This window comes from Hyphomicrobium sp. (assembly GCF_036262015.1).
Taxonomy (GTDB): domain Bacteria; phylum Pseudomonadota; class Alphaproteobacteria; order Rhizobiales; family Hyphomicrobiaceae; genus Hyphomicrobium_C.
On the sequence record NZ_DATAJR010000009.1, the window covers coordinates 135,012 to 150,689 of the forward strand.

12 protein-coding genes are annotated in these 15,678 nt (G+C 60.8%); 8 read left to right on the forward strand and 4 right to left on the reverse strand.

What is annotated here, in order from left to right:
* Nucleotides 1-103: 103 nt before the first annotated feature.
* Together VHO05_RS16190 and VHO05_RS16195 are read right to left on the reverse strand one after the other, a co-directional pair.
* Nucleotides 104-1,507 (reverse strand): glutamine synthetase family protein, encoded by a 1,404-nt coding sequence (locus VHO05_RS16190; protein ID WP_329647651.1) that lies wholly within the window; start codon nt 1,505-1,507, stop codon nt 104-106.
* Nucleotides 1,508-1,696: 189 nt separating this feature from the next.
* On the reverse strand, nt 1,697-2,335 hold the full coding sequence (locus tag VHO05_RS16195) for a GntR family transcriptional regulator (protein WP_329647652.1): 639 nt from the start codon (nt 2,333-2,335) through the stop codon (nt 1,697-1,699).
* 308 nt (nt 2,336-2,643) lie between these two features.
* On the opposite strand from VHO05_RS16195, the gene VHO05_RS16200 reads away from it, so the two are divergent.
* The 5 genes from VHO05_RS16200 (at nt 2,644) to VHO05_RS16220 (ending at nt 8,107) form a co-directional block, all read left to right on the forward strand.
* Nucleotides 2,644-3,753, forward strand: coding sequence for a polyamine ABC transporter substrate-binding protein (locus VHO05_RS16200; protein WP_414653787.1), 1,110 nt, complete (start codon nt 2,644-2,646; stop codon nt 3,751-3,753).
* Between the two features lie 96 nt (nt 3,754-3,849).
* A complete protein-coding gene (locus VHO05_RS16205) occupies nt 3,850-5,046 on the forward strand; it encodes an ABC transporter ATP-binding protein (RefSeq protein ID WP_329647653.1) in 1,197 nt (398 codons plus the stop codon).
* 16 nt (nt 5,047-5,062) lie between these two features.
* Nucleotides 5,063-5,944 (forward strand): ABC transporter permease subunit, encoded by an 882-nt coding sequence (locus VHO05_RS16210; protein WP_329647654.1) that lies wholly within the window; start codon nt 5,063-5,065, stop codon nt 5,942-5,944.
* Nucleotides 5,941-6,762 carry an ABC transporter permease gene (locus tag VHO05_RS16215; protein WP_329647655.1) on the forward strand — a complete coding sequence of 274 codons (822 nt, stop codon included), beginning with the start codon at nt 5,941-5,943 and terminating at the stop codon, nt 6,760-6,762. Before VHO05_RS16210 ends, VHO05_RS16215 begins: the two co-directional genes overlap by 4 nt.
* A 70-nt stretch (nt 6,763-6,832) precedes the next feature.
* Complete coding sequence (locus VHO05_RS16220; protein ID WP_329647656.1) at nt 6,833-8,107, forward strand: FAD-binding oxidoreductase; 1,275 nt, start codon at nt 6,833-6,835, stop codon at nt 8,105-8,107.
* 68 nt (nt 8,108-8,175) lie between these two features.
* Here the strand turns inward: VHO05_RS16220 and VHO05_RS16225 are convergent, their stop codons facing one another.
* A complete protein-coding gene (locus VHO05_RS16225; protein WP_329647657.1) occupies nt 8,176-9,555 on the reverse strand; it encodes a methyl-accepting chemotaxis protein in 1,380 nt (459 codons plus the stop codon).
* Nucleotides 9,556-9,771: 216 nt separating this feature from the next.
* On the reverse strand, nt 9,772-10,767 hold the full coding sequence (locus VHO05_RS16230; protein WP_329647658.1) for an alpha/beta hydrolase: 996 nt from the start codon (nt 10,765-10,767) through the stop codon (nt 9,772-9,774).
* A gap of 342 nt (nt 10,768-11,109) precedes the next feature.
* Here VHO05_RS16230 and VHO05_RS16235 point away from each other — a divergent pair, with 342 nt between their 5' ends.
* The 3 genes from VHO05_RS16235 to VHO05_RS16245 all read left to right on the forward strand — a co-directional run bounded on the left by VHO05_RS16235 (nt 11,110) and on the right by VHO05_RS16245 (nt 15,666).
* Nucleotides 11,110-12,477 carry an APC family permease gene (locus VHO05_RS16235; protein ID WP_414653788.1) on the forward strand — a complete coding sequence of 456 codons (1,368 nt, stop codon included), beginning with the start codon at nt 11,110-11,112 and terminating at the stop codon, nt 12,475-12,477.
* A gap of 8 nt (nt 12,478-12,485) precedes the next feature.
* Nucleotides 12,486-13,598, forward strand: a complete 1,113-nt coding sequence (locus tag VHO05_RS16240) for a hypothetical protein (protein WP_329647659.1) — start codon at nt 12,486-12,488, stop codon at nt 13,596-13,598.
* 145 nt (nt 13,599-13,743) lie between these two features.
* Nucleotides 13,744-15,666: a hypothetical protein gene (locus tag VHO05_RS16245; protein ID WP_329647660.1), complete on the forward strand. Its 1,923-nt coding sequence runs from the start codon at nt 13,744-13,746 to the stop codon at nt 15,664-15,666.
* Nucleotides 15,667-15,678: the final 12 nt, after the last annotated feature.

A 15,678-nucleotide genomic window follows, 5' to 3' on the forward strand; every position in this document is an offset into this window, starting at 1 on the left:
GCAGCTCCGCCTTTCGCGTTCTCGATACTGTGCCGAACGGCATCACGCTTGTCGTTCCTCGGTTCCTGCCCGCGCGGGGCTACCGCAGTCCATCTAACGCCATTTAGACGCTGAGCAACAGATGCTCGCGCTCCCACGGGCTAATGACGCGCATGAATTCCTCGAACTCGCTGCGCTTCAGAGAAAGGTAAACGTGTGAGAAGCGCTTGCCGAGGATCTCATGCAACTCCGTGCTGTCTTCGAATTCGGTCAGCGCTTCCAAGAGACCGCGCGGAAGCTGGTGATCATTGCGGTAGGCGTTGCCGACCACCGGTTGGCGCGGTTCCAGCTGTTGTTTCATGCCGAGATAGCCGCAAGCCAAACTGGCGGCGATGGCGATGTAGGGGTTGGTGTCCGATCCGGCGAGGCGGTTCTCGACGCGCCGCGCGGCGGGAGGTGAGAATGGCACGCGCAGGCCCGCGGAACGATTGTCGTGGCCCCACTCGACGTTGATCGGTGCAGCTCCTCCAGGAACGAGGCGTCGATAGGAATTCACATAGGGCGCAAGCAAGCATGTGGCCGGCGGCAGATAGCGCTGCTGCCCGGCGAGGAAGCTGTAGAACAGCTTGGTCGGTCCGCCATTCTCGTCGGTGAAGATGTTGCGGCCCGTTTTTGCATCGACCACGCTCTGATGCACGTGCATGGCGCTGCCGGGCTCGTTCGCGAGCGGCTTGGCCATGAACGTGGCGTAGCAGTTGTGCGTAAAGGCGGCTTCACGGATCGTGCGCTTGAACAGGAAAACCTGGTCTGCGAGATCGATCGGATCGCCATGCAGAAGGTTGATTTCGAGCTGAGCTGCGCCGCCTTCCTGAATGATCGTATCGATCTTCAGGTACTGGCGTTCGGCATAGTCGTAGATGTCGTCAACGATCTTGTCGTATTCGTCGACGGCGCCAAGGCTGTAGGCCTGACGTCCCGCACCCGCGCGACCTGAGCGACCTGTCGGCGGCTCCAGCGGATAGTCAGGATCGGGGTTGGTTTTCGTCAGATAGAATTCCAGTTCCGGCGCAACGACGGGGACCCAGCCTTCCTTGCTGTAGAGATCGAGCACGCGCTTAAGCACGGAGCGCGGCGCGATCTCGACCGGCTCGCCGTTCTGCCACATGGCGTTGTGAATGACCTGAGCAGTGGGGCTCGAGGCCCACGGGGCCGGGCGGATCGTCGTGAGATCGGGGACCATCATGAGGTCGCTCTCTGCGTAGAGCGCCTGTCCGTCCTCCTCGAAGCCGACGTAGTCGCCGGTGATGGTTTGATGAAAAATCGAGATGGGCAGATGGACCGCGTCGAGCTTGACGAATTTTTCGGCGGGCATCGTCTTGCCGCGCGCGACGCCGGCGATGTCCGGCACGGCGCAGTCGATCTCCTCGATGCGATGATGGCTTAGCCAGGCACGCAAATGCTCTGGCTCAGTGCCGACGCTAAACGTCTCACCAGTCAGATTTGCCATCGTGCCATTGTCGGCTGACATAGTACACCTTAGCTCTTGCGGGCTCGAATGCTGCAGTCACCCTCCGCAGGAGTGCTGCCTGACAACCGACATGTTGCCGTGCCCGGAGTTTGCGTCGGGCGATAATGTGATCACAAAAGGCACCAAAACTCAAGCTGCCCCGTTATGCCAAGGGTGTGATCTGCCCTGAGCCCCTTGGACTTCAAGTCCTTAGGTCGATAGTTTCAAGACGGCCTCGCCGATAAAATTCATCCCCTGTCCGATATCGGCAGCAATAGCTGCGCGGAGGGCCTTACGGTCGCCGCGCTCCAAAGCAGCAATGGCCGCCTGGTGGTGATCCTCGAGGGTCGACGTGCCGATACGGCCATAGGCCATGCGCATGAACGGACCGAACTGGAGCCATATGCTCTCGACGAGTGCCATCAGTGTATCGCAGTGCGCCCGCTGGTAGATGGCGAAGTGGAAGCGGAAATTGTTCTGCATGTATGCGTCGACATCGCCCATTGCCATGGCCCGGTCGATCGTCTTGTCGATTGCTGCGATTTCGCGAATTTCAGCGGGGCCGATGCGATCCATTGCGCGCACTGCGAGCTCTGGTTCCAGCATTTTTCGCGAGAACACGATCTGTTCGAACGTGTCCTGAGTCATCGGTGGAACGACGACGCGGCGGTTGTCCTGCATCTTCAATGCGCGTTCGGCAATCAGTCTGCGTACGGCCTCGCGGATTGGCATTGGGCTCACGCCCATGTCTTCGGCTAAGCCGCGTAATGTGACTGCGCTGCCTGGTGGTACACCTCCGAAGAGGATGCGGTTGCGCAATCCTCTGTAGACGTTTTCGTGTGTCGTCACGCCCGTATCGGCAAGTGACGTGGAGGTTTTTTTGCGAGCGGGCGGGCTCCTGGGTGGGGGCTTCGATCCCCCTGTCCGGTGGCGCTGGGAAGTTGTGCTCGTCACCTTGCGCTCACTCCCATGACATTGCGACTGCTCTATTGCAGTGCGGCGGTGCCCAAAACCGGCGCACACCGACGAACGCGCGACTTGCCTCAAGGAAAGACTTGTAGCGCGCGATTAATGTGATCACAATGGGCACGTCAGGCCGTATTTCGGGCACGCGGCCTTCCGTTGTCCGTGCTCAGGCTCCCTTAGGAGGTCTTTGAATGATCAAACTTGGTGGTATGCGCGGGCCGGTGGCTGGCTCCGTGGCGCTGGCATTGATGCTGGCGGGTGGGGCGGTGTCTGCCGCTGATCGTGAGGTCCGGGTCTACAACTGGTCGGACTACATCGACGAGGAAATCCTCACCGACTTCACGAAAGAGACGGGCATCAAGGTCGTCTACGACGTCTTCGACAGCAATGAGGTGCTCGAGACGAAGTTGCTTGCAGGCGGCACTGGTTACGACATCGTCGTTCCGACAGGTCCCTTCCTCTCGCGCCAGATCGGCGCCGGCGTGTTCCAGAAGCTCGACAAGTCGAAGTTGCCGAACCTCAAGAACATGTGGCCCGAGATCTCGAAGCGCACGGCCATCTACGATCCCGGCAATGACTACTCCGTCAATTACATGTGGGGCACGACGGCGATCGGCTACAACGAGGCCAAGATCAAGGAGCGCATGCCCGATGCTCCGCTCAACTCCTGGGACATCTTCTTCAAGCCGGAGATCATCTCGAAGTTCAAGGATTGTGGCATCCATGTGCTCGATGCGCCGGATGACGTTCTACCGGCGGTTCTGAACTATCTGGGTCTCGATCCGAACAGCACCAATCCGGACGACATTAAGAAGGCAACGGATCTCCTGGAGAAGGTCCGTCCGAACATCCAGAAATTCCATTCGTCGGAATATATCAACGCACTCGCTAACGGCGACATCTGTCTCGCTATCGGCTATTCCGGTGACATTCTGCAGGCGCGTGATCGGGCCGAAGAAGCGAAGAACGGCCAGACTATCGGGCTCTCGCTGCCAAAAGAAGGCGCGCAGATGTGGTTCGACCAGATGGCTATTCCGGCCGACGCCAAACATGTCGAGGAAGCCTATGCGTTCCTCAACTATCTGACGAAGCCTGAAGTGATCGCCAAGGCCTCGAACTACGTGAACTACGCCAACGGCAATCTTGCTTCTCAGGAGTTCCTCGACGAGGGCGTCAAAAGTGATCCGTCGATCTATCCCGATGCCGACACGCTCAATCGGCTGTTCGTGAAAACGGCCTACGACGCGAAATCGCAACGGATGATCACCCGGGCGTGGACCAAACTCGTCACGGGACAGTAACGCACCACCAGCCGCGCCCGGGATGCTTCCCTGGCGCGGTTTTTCTTCCAGGGCAGGGGCTCTCAATGTTCCCCATCGACAACCGAGGATCGGATCATGAGTGAGGCTGCAACGCTCGGCACGTCGCCACCCTCCGCTCAGCAGAGAGCGCCACTGCGGACGGCAGCACCCCAGTCAGGTTTCGCGCCTTGGAAAGACCCGTCCAAGTCTCCCATCGTGCGCTTCGAGAATGTGGTGAAGCGGTTCGGCGATTTCACCGCCGTCAAGGATTGCACGCTCGACATCTACGAGCGCGAATTCTTTGCCCTGCTCGGGCCGTCGGGCTGCGGAAAGACCACGCTGCTTCGCATGCTCGCGGGCTTCGAGAAGCCGACTAGTGGACGCATTCTCGTCGCGGGGCAGGACATCACGGAACTGGCGCCGTACGAACGGCCGGTGAATATGATGTTCCAGTCGTACGCGCTTTTCCCACACATGACCGTTGAACAGAATATCGGTTTCGGTCTCAAGCAGGACGGAATGCCGAAGGATCAGATCGCCAAACGCGTCGAGGAGACGATGGCGATGCTGGAACTCGGGAAGTTCGGCAAGCGCAAGCCCCATCAACTTTCCGGCGGTCAGCAGCAGCGCGTAGCGCTTGCGCGGGCCATTGCAAAAAAGCCCCGCATCGTGCTGCTCGACGAGCCGCTTGGCGCGCTCGACAAGCGCCTCCGGCAGCAGGCGCAGTTCGAGCTGATGCGCATTCAGGAAACGACGGGCACGACCTTCATCATCGTCACGCACGACCAGGAAGAGGCGATGACGGTGTCGTCGCGCATTGCCGTCATGGATCATGGCGAGTTCAGGCAGGTGGCGACGCCGGGCGATATCTACGAGGCCCCAAACTCCCGATATGTGGCGAACTTCATTGGCGACGTGAACCTGTTTGAGGGGAAGGTCGTCAAAATCGAAGGCGGCTTCGCGGAGATCGACTGGGGCCCCGGGCTCGCACGCTTCAAGTCCGTGGCGCCGGAAGGTTGCGCGGGTGACCAGCAGGTGTGGCTTTCGCTGAGGCCGGAGAAGATCCGGATCACGCTCGATAAACCTTCGGAAGGCAACAACGCCTTGCCGGGCAAAGTCGTCGACGTCGGTTACCTGGGCTCGATCTCGCACTATCACGTGGAGCTTGCGAACGGTCAGCGCGTGAAAGCGCTGCGGGCAAACTCGGCGCGCACGGTCGAGCGCACGATCAACTGGGAAGATAACGTTTGGCTCGAGTGGCCGCCCGAGACGGGCATCGTGCTCACCCGCTAGTGGTAAGGAGGTTCCGATGCGCCGCTGGCTCGTGATCTTGGTGCCCTATCTGTGGCTCCTGGTCTTCTTCCTCATTCCGTTCTTCATCGTCTTCAAAATCTCGCTGTCGGATATCGCGACGGCCATTCCGCCGTATGTGCCGCTGTTTACCGGACTGTCGGACATAGGAAACTACCTGTCGCAGCTCGACTTCGAGAACTACACGTTCATTTTCGAAGATCCGCTTTACGTGAATGCCTATCTTTCGGCGCTCAAGATTGCGGGGATCTCGACATTTTTGACGCTGCTCGTTGCCTATCCGATTGCTTACGGCATGGCGCGGGCGCCGAAGGAATGGCAGCCGACGCTGGTGATGCTGGTCATTTTGCCGTTCTGGACCTCGTTTCTCATTCGCGTCTACGCGTGGATCGGCATCCTCAAGAAGGAAGGTCTGCTCAATCTCTTCCTGATGAACCTCGGGCTTATCAACGAGCCGTTGACGATCCTCAACACGACAACGGCCGTCTACATCGGCATCGTTTACTCGTATTTGCCGTTCATGATCCTGCCGCTCTACGCGAGCCTCGAGAAGATCAATCCGGCGCTCCTCGAAGCCGCCGCCGACCTCGGATCGCCGCCCTGGAAATCGTTCTGGCAGGTGACGTTCCCGCTTTCCATTCCCGGCGTGCTCGCAGGCTGTTTCCTCGTGTTCATTCCGGCGACGGGCGAGTTCGTCATTCCGGATCTCCTTGGCGGCTCCGACACCCTGATGATCGGCAAGACGCTCTGGAACGAGTTCTTCAACAACCGTGACTGGCCGGTGTCCTCGGCGGTGGCCGTCATCCTGTTGCTGGTGCTCGTGGTGCCCATTGTGCTCTTCCAGCGCAATCAGGAGAAGCAGCGGGAGGCCGCGCGATGAGACGCTTCAGCTGGTTCAACGCGACGTCGATCGCACTCGGGTTTGCGTTCCTCTACATCCCGATCCTGTTGCTGGTGATCTACAGCTTCAACGAGTCGAAGCTGGTCACGGTATGGGGAGGCTGGTCGACCAAGTGGTATGCGAGCCTGCTCGAAAACGAGAGCATCCTGTCGGCGGCGTGGGTAACTCTGAGAGTTGCGATCGTTTCGTCGACGCTCGCGACTATTCTCGGCACGCTTGCGGCCATTGTGCTCGTTCGCATGGGGCGCTTTCCGGGGCGTACGCTGTTCTCGGGGATGATCTTCGCGCCGCTCGTGATGCCTGAGGTGATCACTGGCCTGTCGCTGCTGCTGTTGTTCGTGGCCATGAACCTGGACCGCGGCTTCTGGACGGTGGTGATCGCGCACGCGACATTTTCCATGTGCTTCGCGGCTGTCGTCGTGCAGGCGCGTCTCTACGATTTTGACAAGTCGGTAGAGGAAGCGGCCATGGACCTGGGCGCCCCGCCACTGCAGACATTCCTGCAGGTGACGCTGCCAATCATTGCGCCGTCCGTGATTTCCGCCTGGCTGCTCTCGTTCACGCTGTCGCTCGACGACCTTGTGATCGCGAGCTTCGCAACCGGACCGGGCGCCACGACGTTGCCGATGAAGATCTACAGCCAGGTGCGGCTCGGGGTAACGCCCGAGATCAATGCCATTTCGACGATCATGATCGCGTTCGTGACGGTTGGCGTTCTCGTTGCATCCTACACGACGAAGCGCGCAAGCGAGAGACAAGAGCGCGAGACAAAAGCGGTGGATGCGGGTGCTGCCTAGATCGACACCAAAGTTCGCCGGGATGTGCCTTGCGCTCGCATCTTCGGCGATCCGAGCCTAGATGACGGACATGCCAGCAACTCACATCAACTCCTATTACGCCGCCACGGCAAACGACGATACGCGGTACCCGGCCCTGAAAGGGACGATCAAAACCGACGTTTGCGTCGTCGGTGGTGGCTTTTCCGGTATCTCGACGGCGCTCAGTCTTGTCGAGCGGGGCTATCAGGTCGTGGTTCTGGAAGCCAATCGCATCGGCTGGGGCGCGTCGGGCCGCAATGGCGGGCAGATGATTGCCGGCATCAGCGGGGAGCACCGCATCGAGGGTCAGCTTGGAGAAGCCGGACGCAAGTTGCTCAAGGATATCCGCTACCTCGGACATGACATCATCGAGAAGCGTATCGAGCGCCATCAGATCCGTTGCGACCTAAAGCACGGCTGGATGGAAGTCGCTGCCCGGCCGCGTCATATGGATGGGCTCCGATCCTACGTCGCGGAGCGCCAGGCGGCGGGGGACGGCGATGGGCTGGAGGTCGTTGAGGCGGCCGACATGGGCCGCGTCATTGGTTCCCGAAGCTATCACGGTGCGATGATCGACCGGCGGAGCGGTCACCTGCATCCGCTCAACCTGGCGCTGGGGGAAGCGCGCGCGGCTGCCGGCCTCGGGGTCAAGATCTTCGAAGAGTCGCCCGTAACGACGGTGAGCGGCGGAGCAAAGCCGTTCGTGGCGACCGAACACGGACGCGTCGAAGCGAATGCGATTGTGCTGGCTGGCTATTCGGACCCGTCCTTCCAGACCGGCCCGCTGCGAGGGCTGCTGTTTCCCACGGGCAGCTATATCATTGCCACCGAGCCGCTTTCGGAGCGCGTCGCGCAGGAGGTGAGCCCGCAGGATCTCGCGGTCGCGGACAGCAACGTCGTGCTTGACTATTTCCGCTTGTCGGCCGATCGGCGGATGCTATTCGGCGGCCGCTGCAACTATTCAAACCGCGATCCGCGCGACATCCGTGAGACGCTGCGTCCGAGGCTGGAGGAGGTGTTTCCTCAACTGAAGGACGTGCGCCTCGACTATGCGTGGGGCGGCAAGATCGACATTGTCCTCACGCGCGTACCGGCGATCGGACGGCGCGAGCCAAACGTCTACTATATGCAGGGCTACTGCGGGCATGGCGTGAACGCGACGCATATCGCAGGTGATGTCGTGGCCGAGGCGATTGCGGGCACGATGGAACGGTTCGATCTCTTCGAGAAGATCCGCCACGTCCGGCTTCCCGTCGGGCAGTTTCTCGGCAATCAACTGCTCGCGCTGGGGATGCTTTACTACCGGCTGCGCGACGTGCTCTAGACACAAAAAATCGGGCGCTCCCAGGGGGGAGGGGTGCGCCCGATTTCTGTCCGTGTCGCGTGCGTGTCTTAGGCTTGAGCGGCCTTTTCGAGCAGCTTGGCGATGGCCTGGTGGGCCTGGCCGATGGCTTCGTCACAGGCGATGTAGGCCGGGGTCGCGGCGCCCCAATTGCGGTTGCGTACTTCTTCGATGACCTTCGAGCCCTGCGTCTGGGTGTTTGCGAGTGCGGTCGAAAGATCGGCGGCGAGGGCCGAGCCGCTGCCAGTTACCCGGCAGATTTCCTCGGCCTCGGCCATGACGCCGGCTTGCGGGAGCAGCAGAGCACCTGCGGGAAGCGGGATCTGGCCGAGCAGGATCTGAGCGAGCTGACGCTTCCAGGAGAGAGCTTCCGATCCGACGCGGATCAGGGCCGGAGCGCGGATCGGCAAGTCGGCTCTCTCGAACGCTTTGCGAAGGATGCCTTCGCAATCCTCGAGACGCTTGCCGATCTTCTGCACCTCGTCCTTGCTCTTAACGGCCTTTTCGGAGATGCGGACGACGTTCTGTGTGATCTCGGTCGTGGCGGCGCGCTGCTGCTCGAGCACGTTGGAGAGGCCGCGGATCTTCTCTGCAACCTCGGCGACTTCGTCGCCCATGCTTTCGATGATGGTACCGACCTGGGTCACGACGGCGCTACCGGACGTGACCGATTTCAGGCTGTCCGCCACGGCGTGCCGAATCTCGCGCATCTCGCGGGTCAGGGCTTCGACGCGTGAACGGATTTCCTGAGTGGCCTTGCCGGTCTCGACAGAAAGCGTCTTGACCTCGGCGGCAACGACGGCAAAGCCGCGGCCTGCTTCGCCGGCACGTGCGGCCTCGATCGTTGCGTTGAGCGCGAGCAGATTGGTCTGACGGGCGATCGAGTCGATGCTGGTTGCCATTTCGCCGATTTGGTCGACGGCGCTCTGCAGTACCGTCACCTGCTCGCCGATCTTGCTCGACTGGCTCTGGATGTTGTTCATGGCCTCGACGGCGGCGCGGCTGTCATTGATGCAGCTGCGCATCGTATCGCGCGCATTCTCGGTCTGCGTGGCGCTACCGGCGGAGACCGTCGACAGCTCGGCGATGGATGCCCCCATTTGCTCGACCGCGCTCGAAATCGAGACCGTCGATTGGGCCACCTCGCTGAAGTCGTGCGACAGCCAGCCGATGTTGACGGCAGCCTCGGTGGCTTCCTTGCCAAGATTGCTGGCGAGCATCATCTGGTTCGTGCTGGCCGATTTGACCAGCTTCACCAAACGGGTGAGTGCGTCACCCAGGGCGCCGTCGAGCGGGACGCTGGACGTCAGCTTGCTGCGGACGAGGGCTTCTAGTGCCTCGACGAGCTTGCGCTCGGAGGTGTCGGAGTGTGCGGTCGTCTGGGCTACGACCTGATCTTGTGTCTCGCCCTGGCGGCGCTTGGCAAACACGGAGTTTTCTCCTTGTGCGAGTCAACCTGCGCCCGTGCCTGATGCCAGTGTTACCTGTGCAGCTGACCCGGACGCCTATAGGAACATCATTCAGTAGAATGAATGGGCAGCCGTTAAGGCCGCCTTAAGCGCAAGCGCGGGTTCGCTGTATTTTGTTCGTTAGCCTGGCGGCAAATGACGAGCGGGGCGCCAGATGTTGCAGGGTGACTGTATTTGCTACCGGCGATAGCCGGGAAGGCGGCGGAGCACATCCTCGATGGGATTGTCGACCCAAGCCTGGGTGACGAAGCTGCGATGGCTGACGTCCTGGCCCCCGGAAAGGATTGTAACGTCGCCCTGATGCAGCGGCCGGTCAAGCTCGGTTGCGTAGCCAATTTCACGCCGGGTGAGGATCTCGGCCAACTGCGAGTTCTTCTCGCGGGTCGATCCGAGGTAGGCGCTGACGAAGAACGCCGAGGGATCGTTCTCGATCCACGATGCAAACTTGCCGAGTTCTCCGTAGAGCGCATCGAGGAGAACGATGCCGCGAAGCCGCTTGTTCAGTCCGCCTTTGGTGGCGCAGGACGCGGCCGCGAGGTATCCGCCGCTGTAGGCGACGAAGATCACAGGTGCGGATGCGAACGTGCGGACGCTGCGGCGGTCGCCGTGAAGCTTTGCCAGCGCATCGGCGGCTTCGCCCATAAATCGGCCGAACCCGCCCGGTTCCCAGAAGCGTCCGGCGCTTGAATCGCTGGCGTCGACTGCGAATTGGGGAGCGATCAGCACGGCATTGGCGCCGGAGTTCGAGATTTGGTCAGCGACCCGCTGACGGTGTAGGACGTCGCGCTCAAGTGTTGCGCCGTGGCCATGAAAGAACACGATCATCACGGCCGGACGGCGGACGTCGAAGCCTTTGGGGATATGCAACAGCACACGATTGTCGCTGTACGTTTCGTCTTCCCAGTATTGCCGCCCAAATGGGGTGGTGTGGCCGCGCCGTCCATTGTCGTTGATGTCGAGGAACGGCTTGTCGGATCCGGGCAAGGCGCCGCGGTAGGGGAAGGGCGCCGTCTGGAATGGGACGAGGGCGGTTTTTGGCTGCTTGACTGGGCCGGACCGCGATTGGACCTGCTGGGGCTGCGGAACGGACAGAGTTTTCTCGTCGGACGGGGATCTCGCTTTTGCCCAAGCGGTCGCGGCTGCCGACAGCCCAAAAATTAGGCATGCGGTCAAGGTGAGCCCCAGTCTTGCGCTCATCGAGGCGGCCAAAGACCCCATCACGTTCCGCCGCTGTTTCGACTATCTAACGGGCCTGTGGCCCTTACAATCCGTGCGCCGGCCTTGAAGGCCGGCCTCGACCAATCACCGTAAGCTGGGAATGGTTTCACGACCCTTGATGACTGTCCCGAAGGCCATAGTCCTCAATCGTGTCGACATCTGGGACAAAGGTTGGTCGGCAGATTGCATGCCCACGGTGCAAATTTGCCACGTGTTTAGCTCATTTCTGGCTTCAGCTTGTTGATTAGGGTCCACCCTCTTAGGGTGTGAATCCCTGGGGATTTTACAGGTTTTCACATGACATCATCAGCTCCCGTGGCCACGACGGCCGTTGGCCGAGAGGTTGCGGACAAGCGGATGGTTTCAAGCTCGACCGCCACGGCGATCGCCGTCGCCGACATGATCGGCATCGGCGTGTTTACGAGCCTCGGTTTCCAGGTTGCGAGCATTCCGTCCGGTTTTGCGATCCTGGCGCTTTGGATCGTCGGCGGTTTGACGGCTCTGGCCGGCGCGCTTGCCTATGCGGAGCTCGCGGTCGCGTTTCCGCGATCGGGCGGTGAATACAACTTTCTGTCGCGCATCTATCATCCAGCGCTCGGCTTCATGGCCGGATGGGTTTCGGCGACCGTCGGCTTTGCGGCCCCGGTCGCGCTCGCGGCAATGGCGTTCGGCGAATATTTCGCGGGCGTGATGCCGGGCGCGCCACCGCTCCTGCTCGGTCTTGCGGTCGCGTGGGGCGTATCGCTCGTACACTTCTCCGGCGTACGCCATGGCACGACGCTGCAGAATGTCTCGACAGTCATAAAGGTGCTGCTGATCGTTGCCTTCATCGTGGCCGGCTTTTCGATCAGCGAGCCGCAGCCCATCTCATTCCTGCCGCAGCCGGGTGACCTCGCGTACATCGCAAGCGCGCCATTCGCGGTCAGCCTCGTGTTCGTAATGTATTCTTACTCGGGCTGGAACGCGGCGACCTACATCGCGGGCGACGTGAGGGATCCCGCGCACAGCCTGCCGCGGGCAATGTTCGTCGCGACGTTACTCGTCATGACGCTCTACGTGCTGCTCAACGCCGTGTTCCTCTACACGACTCCGATTTCCGCCATGGCCGGCCAGCTCAATGTCGCGCAAATCGCCGGCGAGCACATTTTCGGCGCGACAGGAGGGCGTGTCGTTGCGGCCCTGATCTGCGTCGGCCTCGTGTCGGCCATCAGTGCGATGATGTGGATCGGACCGCGCGTGACGGTCGCCATGGGCGAGGATTTCCCTCTGCTCGGCGTGTTCTCGCAGAGATCGCGCAACGGCGTGCCAACGGCGGCGCTGGCGTTGCAGCTCGGTGTCGTGACGCTTCTTTTGCTGACACAGAGCTTCGAGGCCGTGCTCGATTTCATTCAGTTCAGCCTGACGCTGTGCTCGTTCCTCGCCGTTCTCGGCGTCATCGTGCTGCGCCAGACGCAGCCCGATCTTTCGCGGCCCTACAAGGTTTGGGCGTATCCGGTGACACCGCTGCTGTTTCTCGGCGTGACCGGGTTCATGATGTACTACCTCTTTTCAGAACGGCCTCTGCAGTCTCTCGCGAGCCTCGGCCTTATGGCGTCCGGGCTCGTGTTGTTTTTCCTGTCCAAGCGGGATCTGGCGCGGGGCGAAGCACTTCAGGCCAAAGGATGATCGGTCATATGAAATTTGTTTGGGCATTTCTTGCGGCGCTGCTGATGATTGTGCCGGTGTCGGCTGTGGCTCAGGGCACTGCAACGGCCGATGATACAGCGCGCGTGTTGGCCGGTCTCAAACCTTCGGCAGGCTCTCCGCTCGATACGGTGACGCAGAACGCTGCGTGGCAATCTCACGCGAAGTATTTCGATTCCTCCTGGGAACATTTGAATCAACGCCAGCTCGGCAAGATCAGGACCTGGTCGGCAAAACACATTCCGGATCGCAAGCCGGTGCTGTTCTACATGTTCAGCGGTCCGGACTTCCTCTATGCGGACGCGTTCTTCGAGGGGGCTTCGACCTATGTGCTGTCAGGTCTGGAGCCGGTCGGAAGCGTTCCGGATCTCATGGCGCTTCCGCCGAAGTCCCTCGGATCGGAGCTGAGAGGGCTGCAAAACTCTCTCAACTCGGTGCTGAGCTACAGCTTCTTCATCACCAAGAAGATGAAGACGGAGCTGCGCAACGGACGGCTCACTGGTACGCTGCCGATCCTCTACACGTTCCTCGCGCGCAGCGGAAAGACCATTCGCGATACGACGCTGGTTTCCCTCAATGCGGACGGATCAGTGACGCCGCTTAATGGCCCAATCGCCAAGGGGGCGAGCCCCGGCGCGAAGATCGAGTTTACTTCGGCATCGGGCGGGCTGGTGCAAACGCTCTACTATTTCAACACGGACCTCTCGGATGGCGGTCTCAAGACGAGCGGCTTCCTTGCCTTCTGCAAGGGGCTCGGGCAGGGCGACGGCTTCGTGAAGAGTGCGTCCTACCTGATGCATAAGGACCACTTCTCGATGGTTCGCGCGTTTCTTCTCGAGAACACGTCCACGCTCGTGCAGGACGACTCCGGCATTCCGGTGCGTTTCTTCGATGAAAAGGAATGGCAGCTGTCGGCATTCGGCCGCTACATGAACCCGCTCGGCCTGTTTCCCGGAACTTATCAACCGAAGATGCGGGACATGTTCGCGAAGGGTCGCGCGGAGCCGTTGGACTTCGGCGTCGGGTACCGGTGGCGACCGAACGAATCCAACCTGTTGCTTGCTGTTAGGGGATCGAACGCGAGAGCAGACGCATCGCGCTGATGATTGGCGGGGGCCATCACAAAGCGGATAGCGTTTGCGGGTAGAAGGGCGGTTCGGGCCGGCTTTGCCCAGCTTCAGTCCACATTGTATCTTATTGAGCACTAACTCCGGGGTTCCCGACCAAGTCGGCTAGGGGGAGATTCACGTGGCCACCGTTGTCACTGTCCATGGCACGTTTGCGCATTCAGCGGGAACGGCAGACGCTCTCAATATCGGAGAGCAGGGTGAAGCCCAGTGGTGGCAGCAGGGCAGTACGTTCGAAGCCGACCTCAAGAATATGGTCGAAGGGGCGGACGGGCAGCCTTTGGAGGTCATCCCCTTCACTTGGAGCTCGCTCAACAGCGAGGTCGATCGGCGGAGTGCAGGTTCTGCACTTCTCAAGGCCTTGCGCACTCTGGATGCACGGGGCGAGCCATACTGCGTCGTCGGTCATAGCCATGGCGGATCGGTTATTTCCTCCGCGCTGATCGAGAGTGTGGCGCAGCGGCGGCCGCTGACGCATCTCAAGCGCTGGGTTACGGTCGGCACACCTTTCGTGGGGATGCGGAAGGAGCGGTTTCTGTTCTCGCGGCTCACGCTGACGCGCAAAGTGCTGTTTGTCGCGTCGCTCATGCTGCTGATGATGTTCCTGTTCTATGTCGCGGGCGAGTTGTTCGGGAACGGGTTCCGCTCGCGAAGTGAGCGCTACTATACGGGACTGCTTTTCTCGGGGCTCATGATGAGCCTTCCCATGGCGTTCTTTTATCTCGTCTTCCGTTATTTCGACGGCAAAGAACTCAAGGGATACAGCAAGGGTGCTGTCCAGCGCGCGCAGCAGTACTATGGCGACAAGTGGCTGCCGCTCTGCCACAAGGACGATGAGGCGGTGCAGGGTTTGCGCTTCCTGCCGAAAGTCCAGCTTCACTTCTTCGAGAAGAACTTTGCCGCGTCGACCCTGACCAAAGCGTCCGTCCTTGCGCTGCCGCTGGCCTATTTGTTCGTCGTCACGTCGCCCTCGGTCATGCTCGGCATTTCGAACTTCCTGCAGACGAAAGTCTACGATGTGCAGGAGTTCGTCGAAGAGGATAGCGCTGCCACCAAGGCGCGCGAGGAGCTTTTCAGTCTTGGCCAGCGTATGCGGCAGATGCGGGAGCAGAGCGAGACGAACACGCTCAATCCGACGGCCGCGGAAGACGCACGGCGTGGCGCCGAGGATCTGCGGCAGCAGTTGCGTGAGAAACGGCGTCAGATCGAGCAGATGTTGCCGGAGTTCGCGGATGTCGAGCGCGCACAGCGCTTCAAGCGCCGGTTTCTGCAGAAGGATGGCAAGCCCTGCGAAGGCGGACAGTTGTGCGGCGGTGGTCACGACTACGCCCTCAACAGCAAGTTGCTGTTCCACGTCGTGACCGACGAGCTTTCAAGCGCTGTCGTCGACGATACCTACCTTGGCGGCCGCGCGGGCGGCATCGTTCGGCTCCTGCTGCCGATCGTGTTTGTGCCGCTTGTGTTTGCGCTTCTGGCGCTTGGCGTGCTCGCCGTGATCGAGTATCTCGCGGCTTTCATCAGCAAGTATCTCAGCATCGCGCTCAACTATCTGACGCTGGCGGAAGTCAAACGCTCCACATTCGGCAATGACACGGAAGGCGAGGTCGTCGTGGGGGCGGATTATGGGCCCTCCTGGCTCGAGCCCGTTACGTGCTTGTTGCCGGACGAAGTGAGCAACAGGATTTCCGCGCACAGCAATGCGATGGCTGCGGAGTCGATTGCGAAGTTCCGGAATGCAATCAGCACGCTCGCGTTCGCCGAGGGCGAAGATACCAAGCAGGGCCTGATCTCGAACTATCTATCCTGGAAGGAGCTCGTGCATACGAGCTATTTCGACGTGCCGGCGTTCCGGAAAATCGTCGTGCGTGCGATCAGCCAGGCCGAAGACTTCCAGCCAACTCATGCGTTCACGCTCGACCGGGATTACGATCAGGTTGCGGTTTGGCTGGCCGATCTCGGACGCAAGATCGAGGCTGAGCAACTTGGCGGCGTGATGATTTCATCGCCAGAGCCCGCCCAAACGCCGGTGTCGTTCCCGGCGTAGGATGCTCTGATC

Coding starts and splice junctions, on each gene's coding strand:
- VHO05_RS16205 (WP_329647653.1), top strand. CDS start 3,850: ATGAGTGAGGCTGCAACGCTCGGCACGTCGCCACCCTCCGCTCAGCAG.
- VHO05_RS16220 (WP_329647656.1), top strand. CDS start 6,833: ATGCCAGCAACTCACATCAACTCCTATTACGCCGCCACGGCAAACGAC.
- VHO05_RS16190 (WP_329647651.1), bottom strand. CDS start 1,507: ATGTCAGCCGACAATGGCACGATGGCAAATCTGACTGGTGAGACGTTT.
- VHO05_RS16200 (WP_414653787.1), top strand. CDS start 2,644: ATGATCAAACTTGGTGGTATGCGCGGGCCGGTGGCTGGCTCCGTGGCG.
- VHO05_RS16235 (WP_414653788.1), top strand. CDS start 11,110: ATGACATCATCAGCTCCCGTGGCCACGACGGCCGTTGGCCGAGAGGTT.
- VHO05_RS16210 (WP_329647654.1), top strand. CDS start 5,063: ATGCGCCGCTGGCTCGTGATCTTGGTGCCCTATCTGTGGCTCCTGGTC.
- VHO05_RS16240 (WP_329647659.1), top strand. CDS start 12,486: ATGAAATTTGTTTGGGCATTTCTTGCGGCGCTGCTGATGATTGTGCCG.
- VHO05_RS16215 (WP_329647655.1), top strand. CDS start 5,941: ATGAGACGCTTCAGCTGGTTCAACGCGACGTCGATCGCACTCGGGTTT.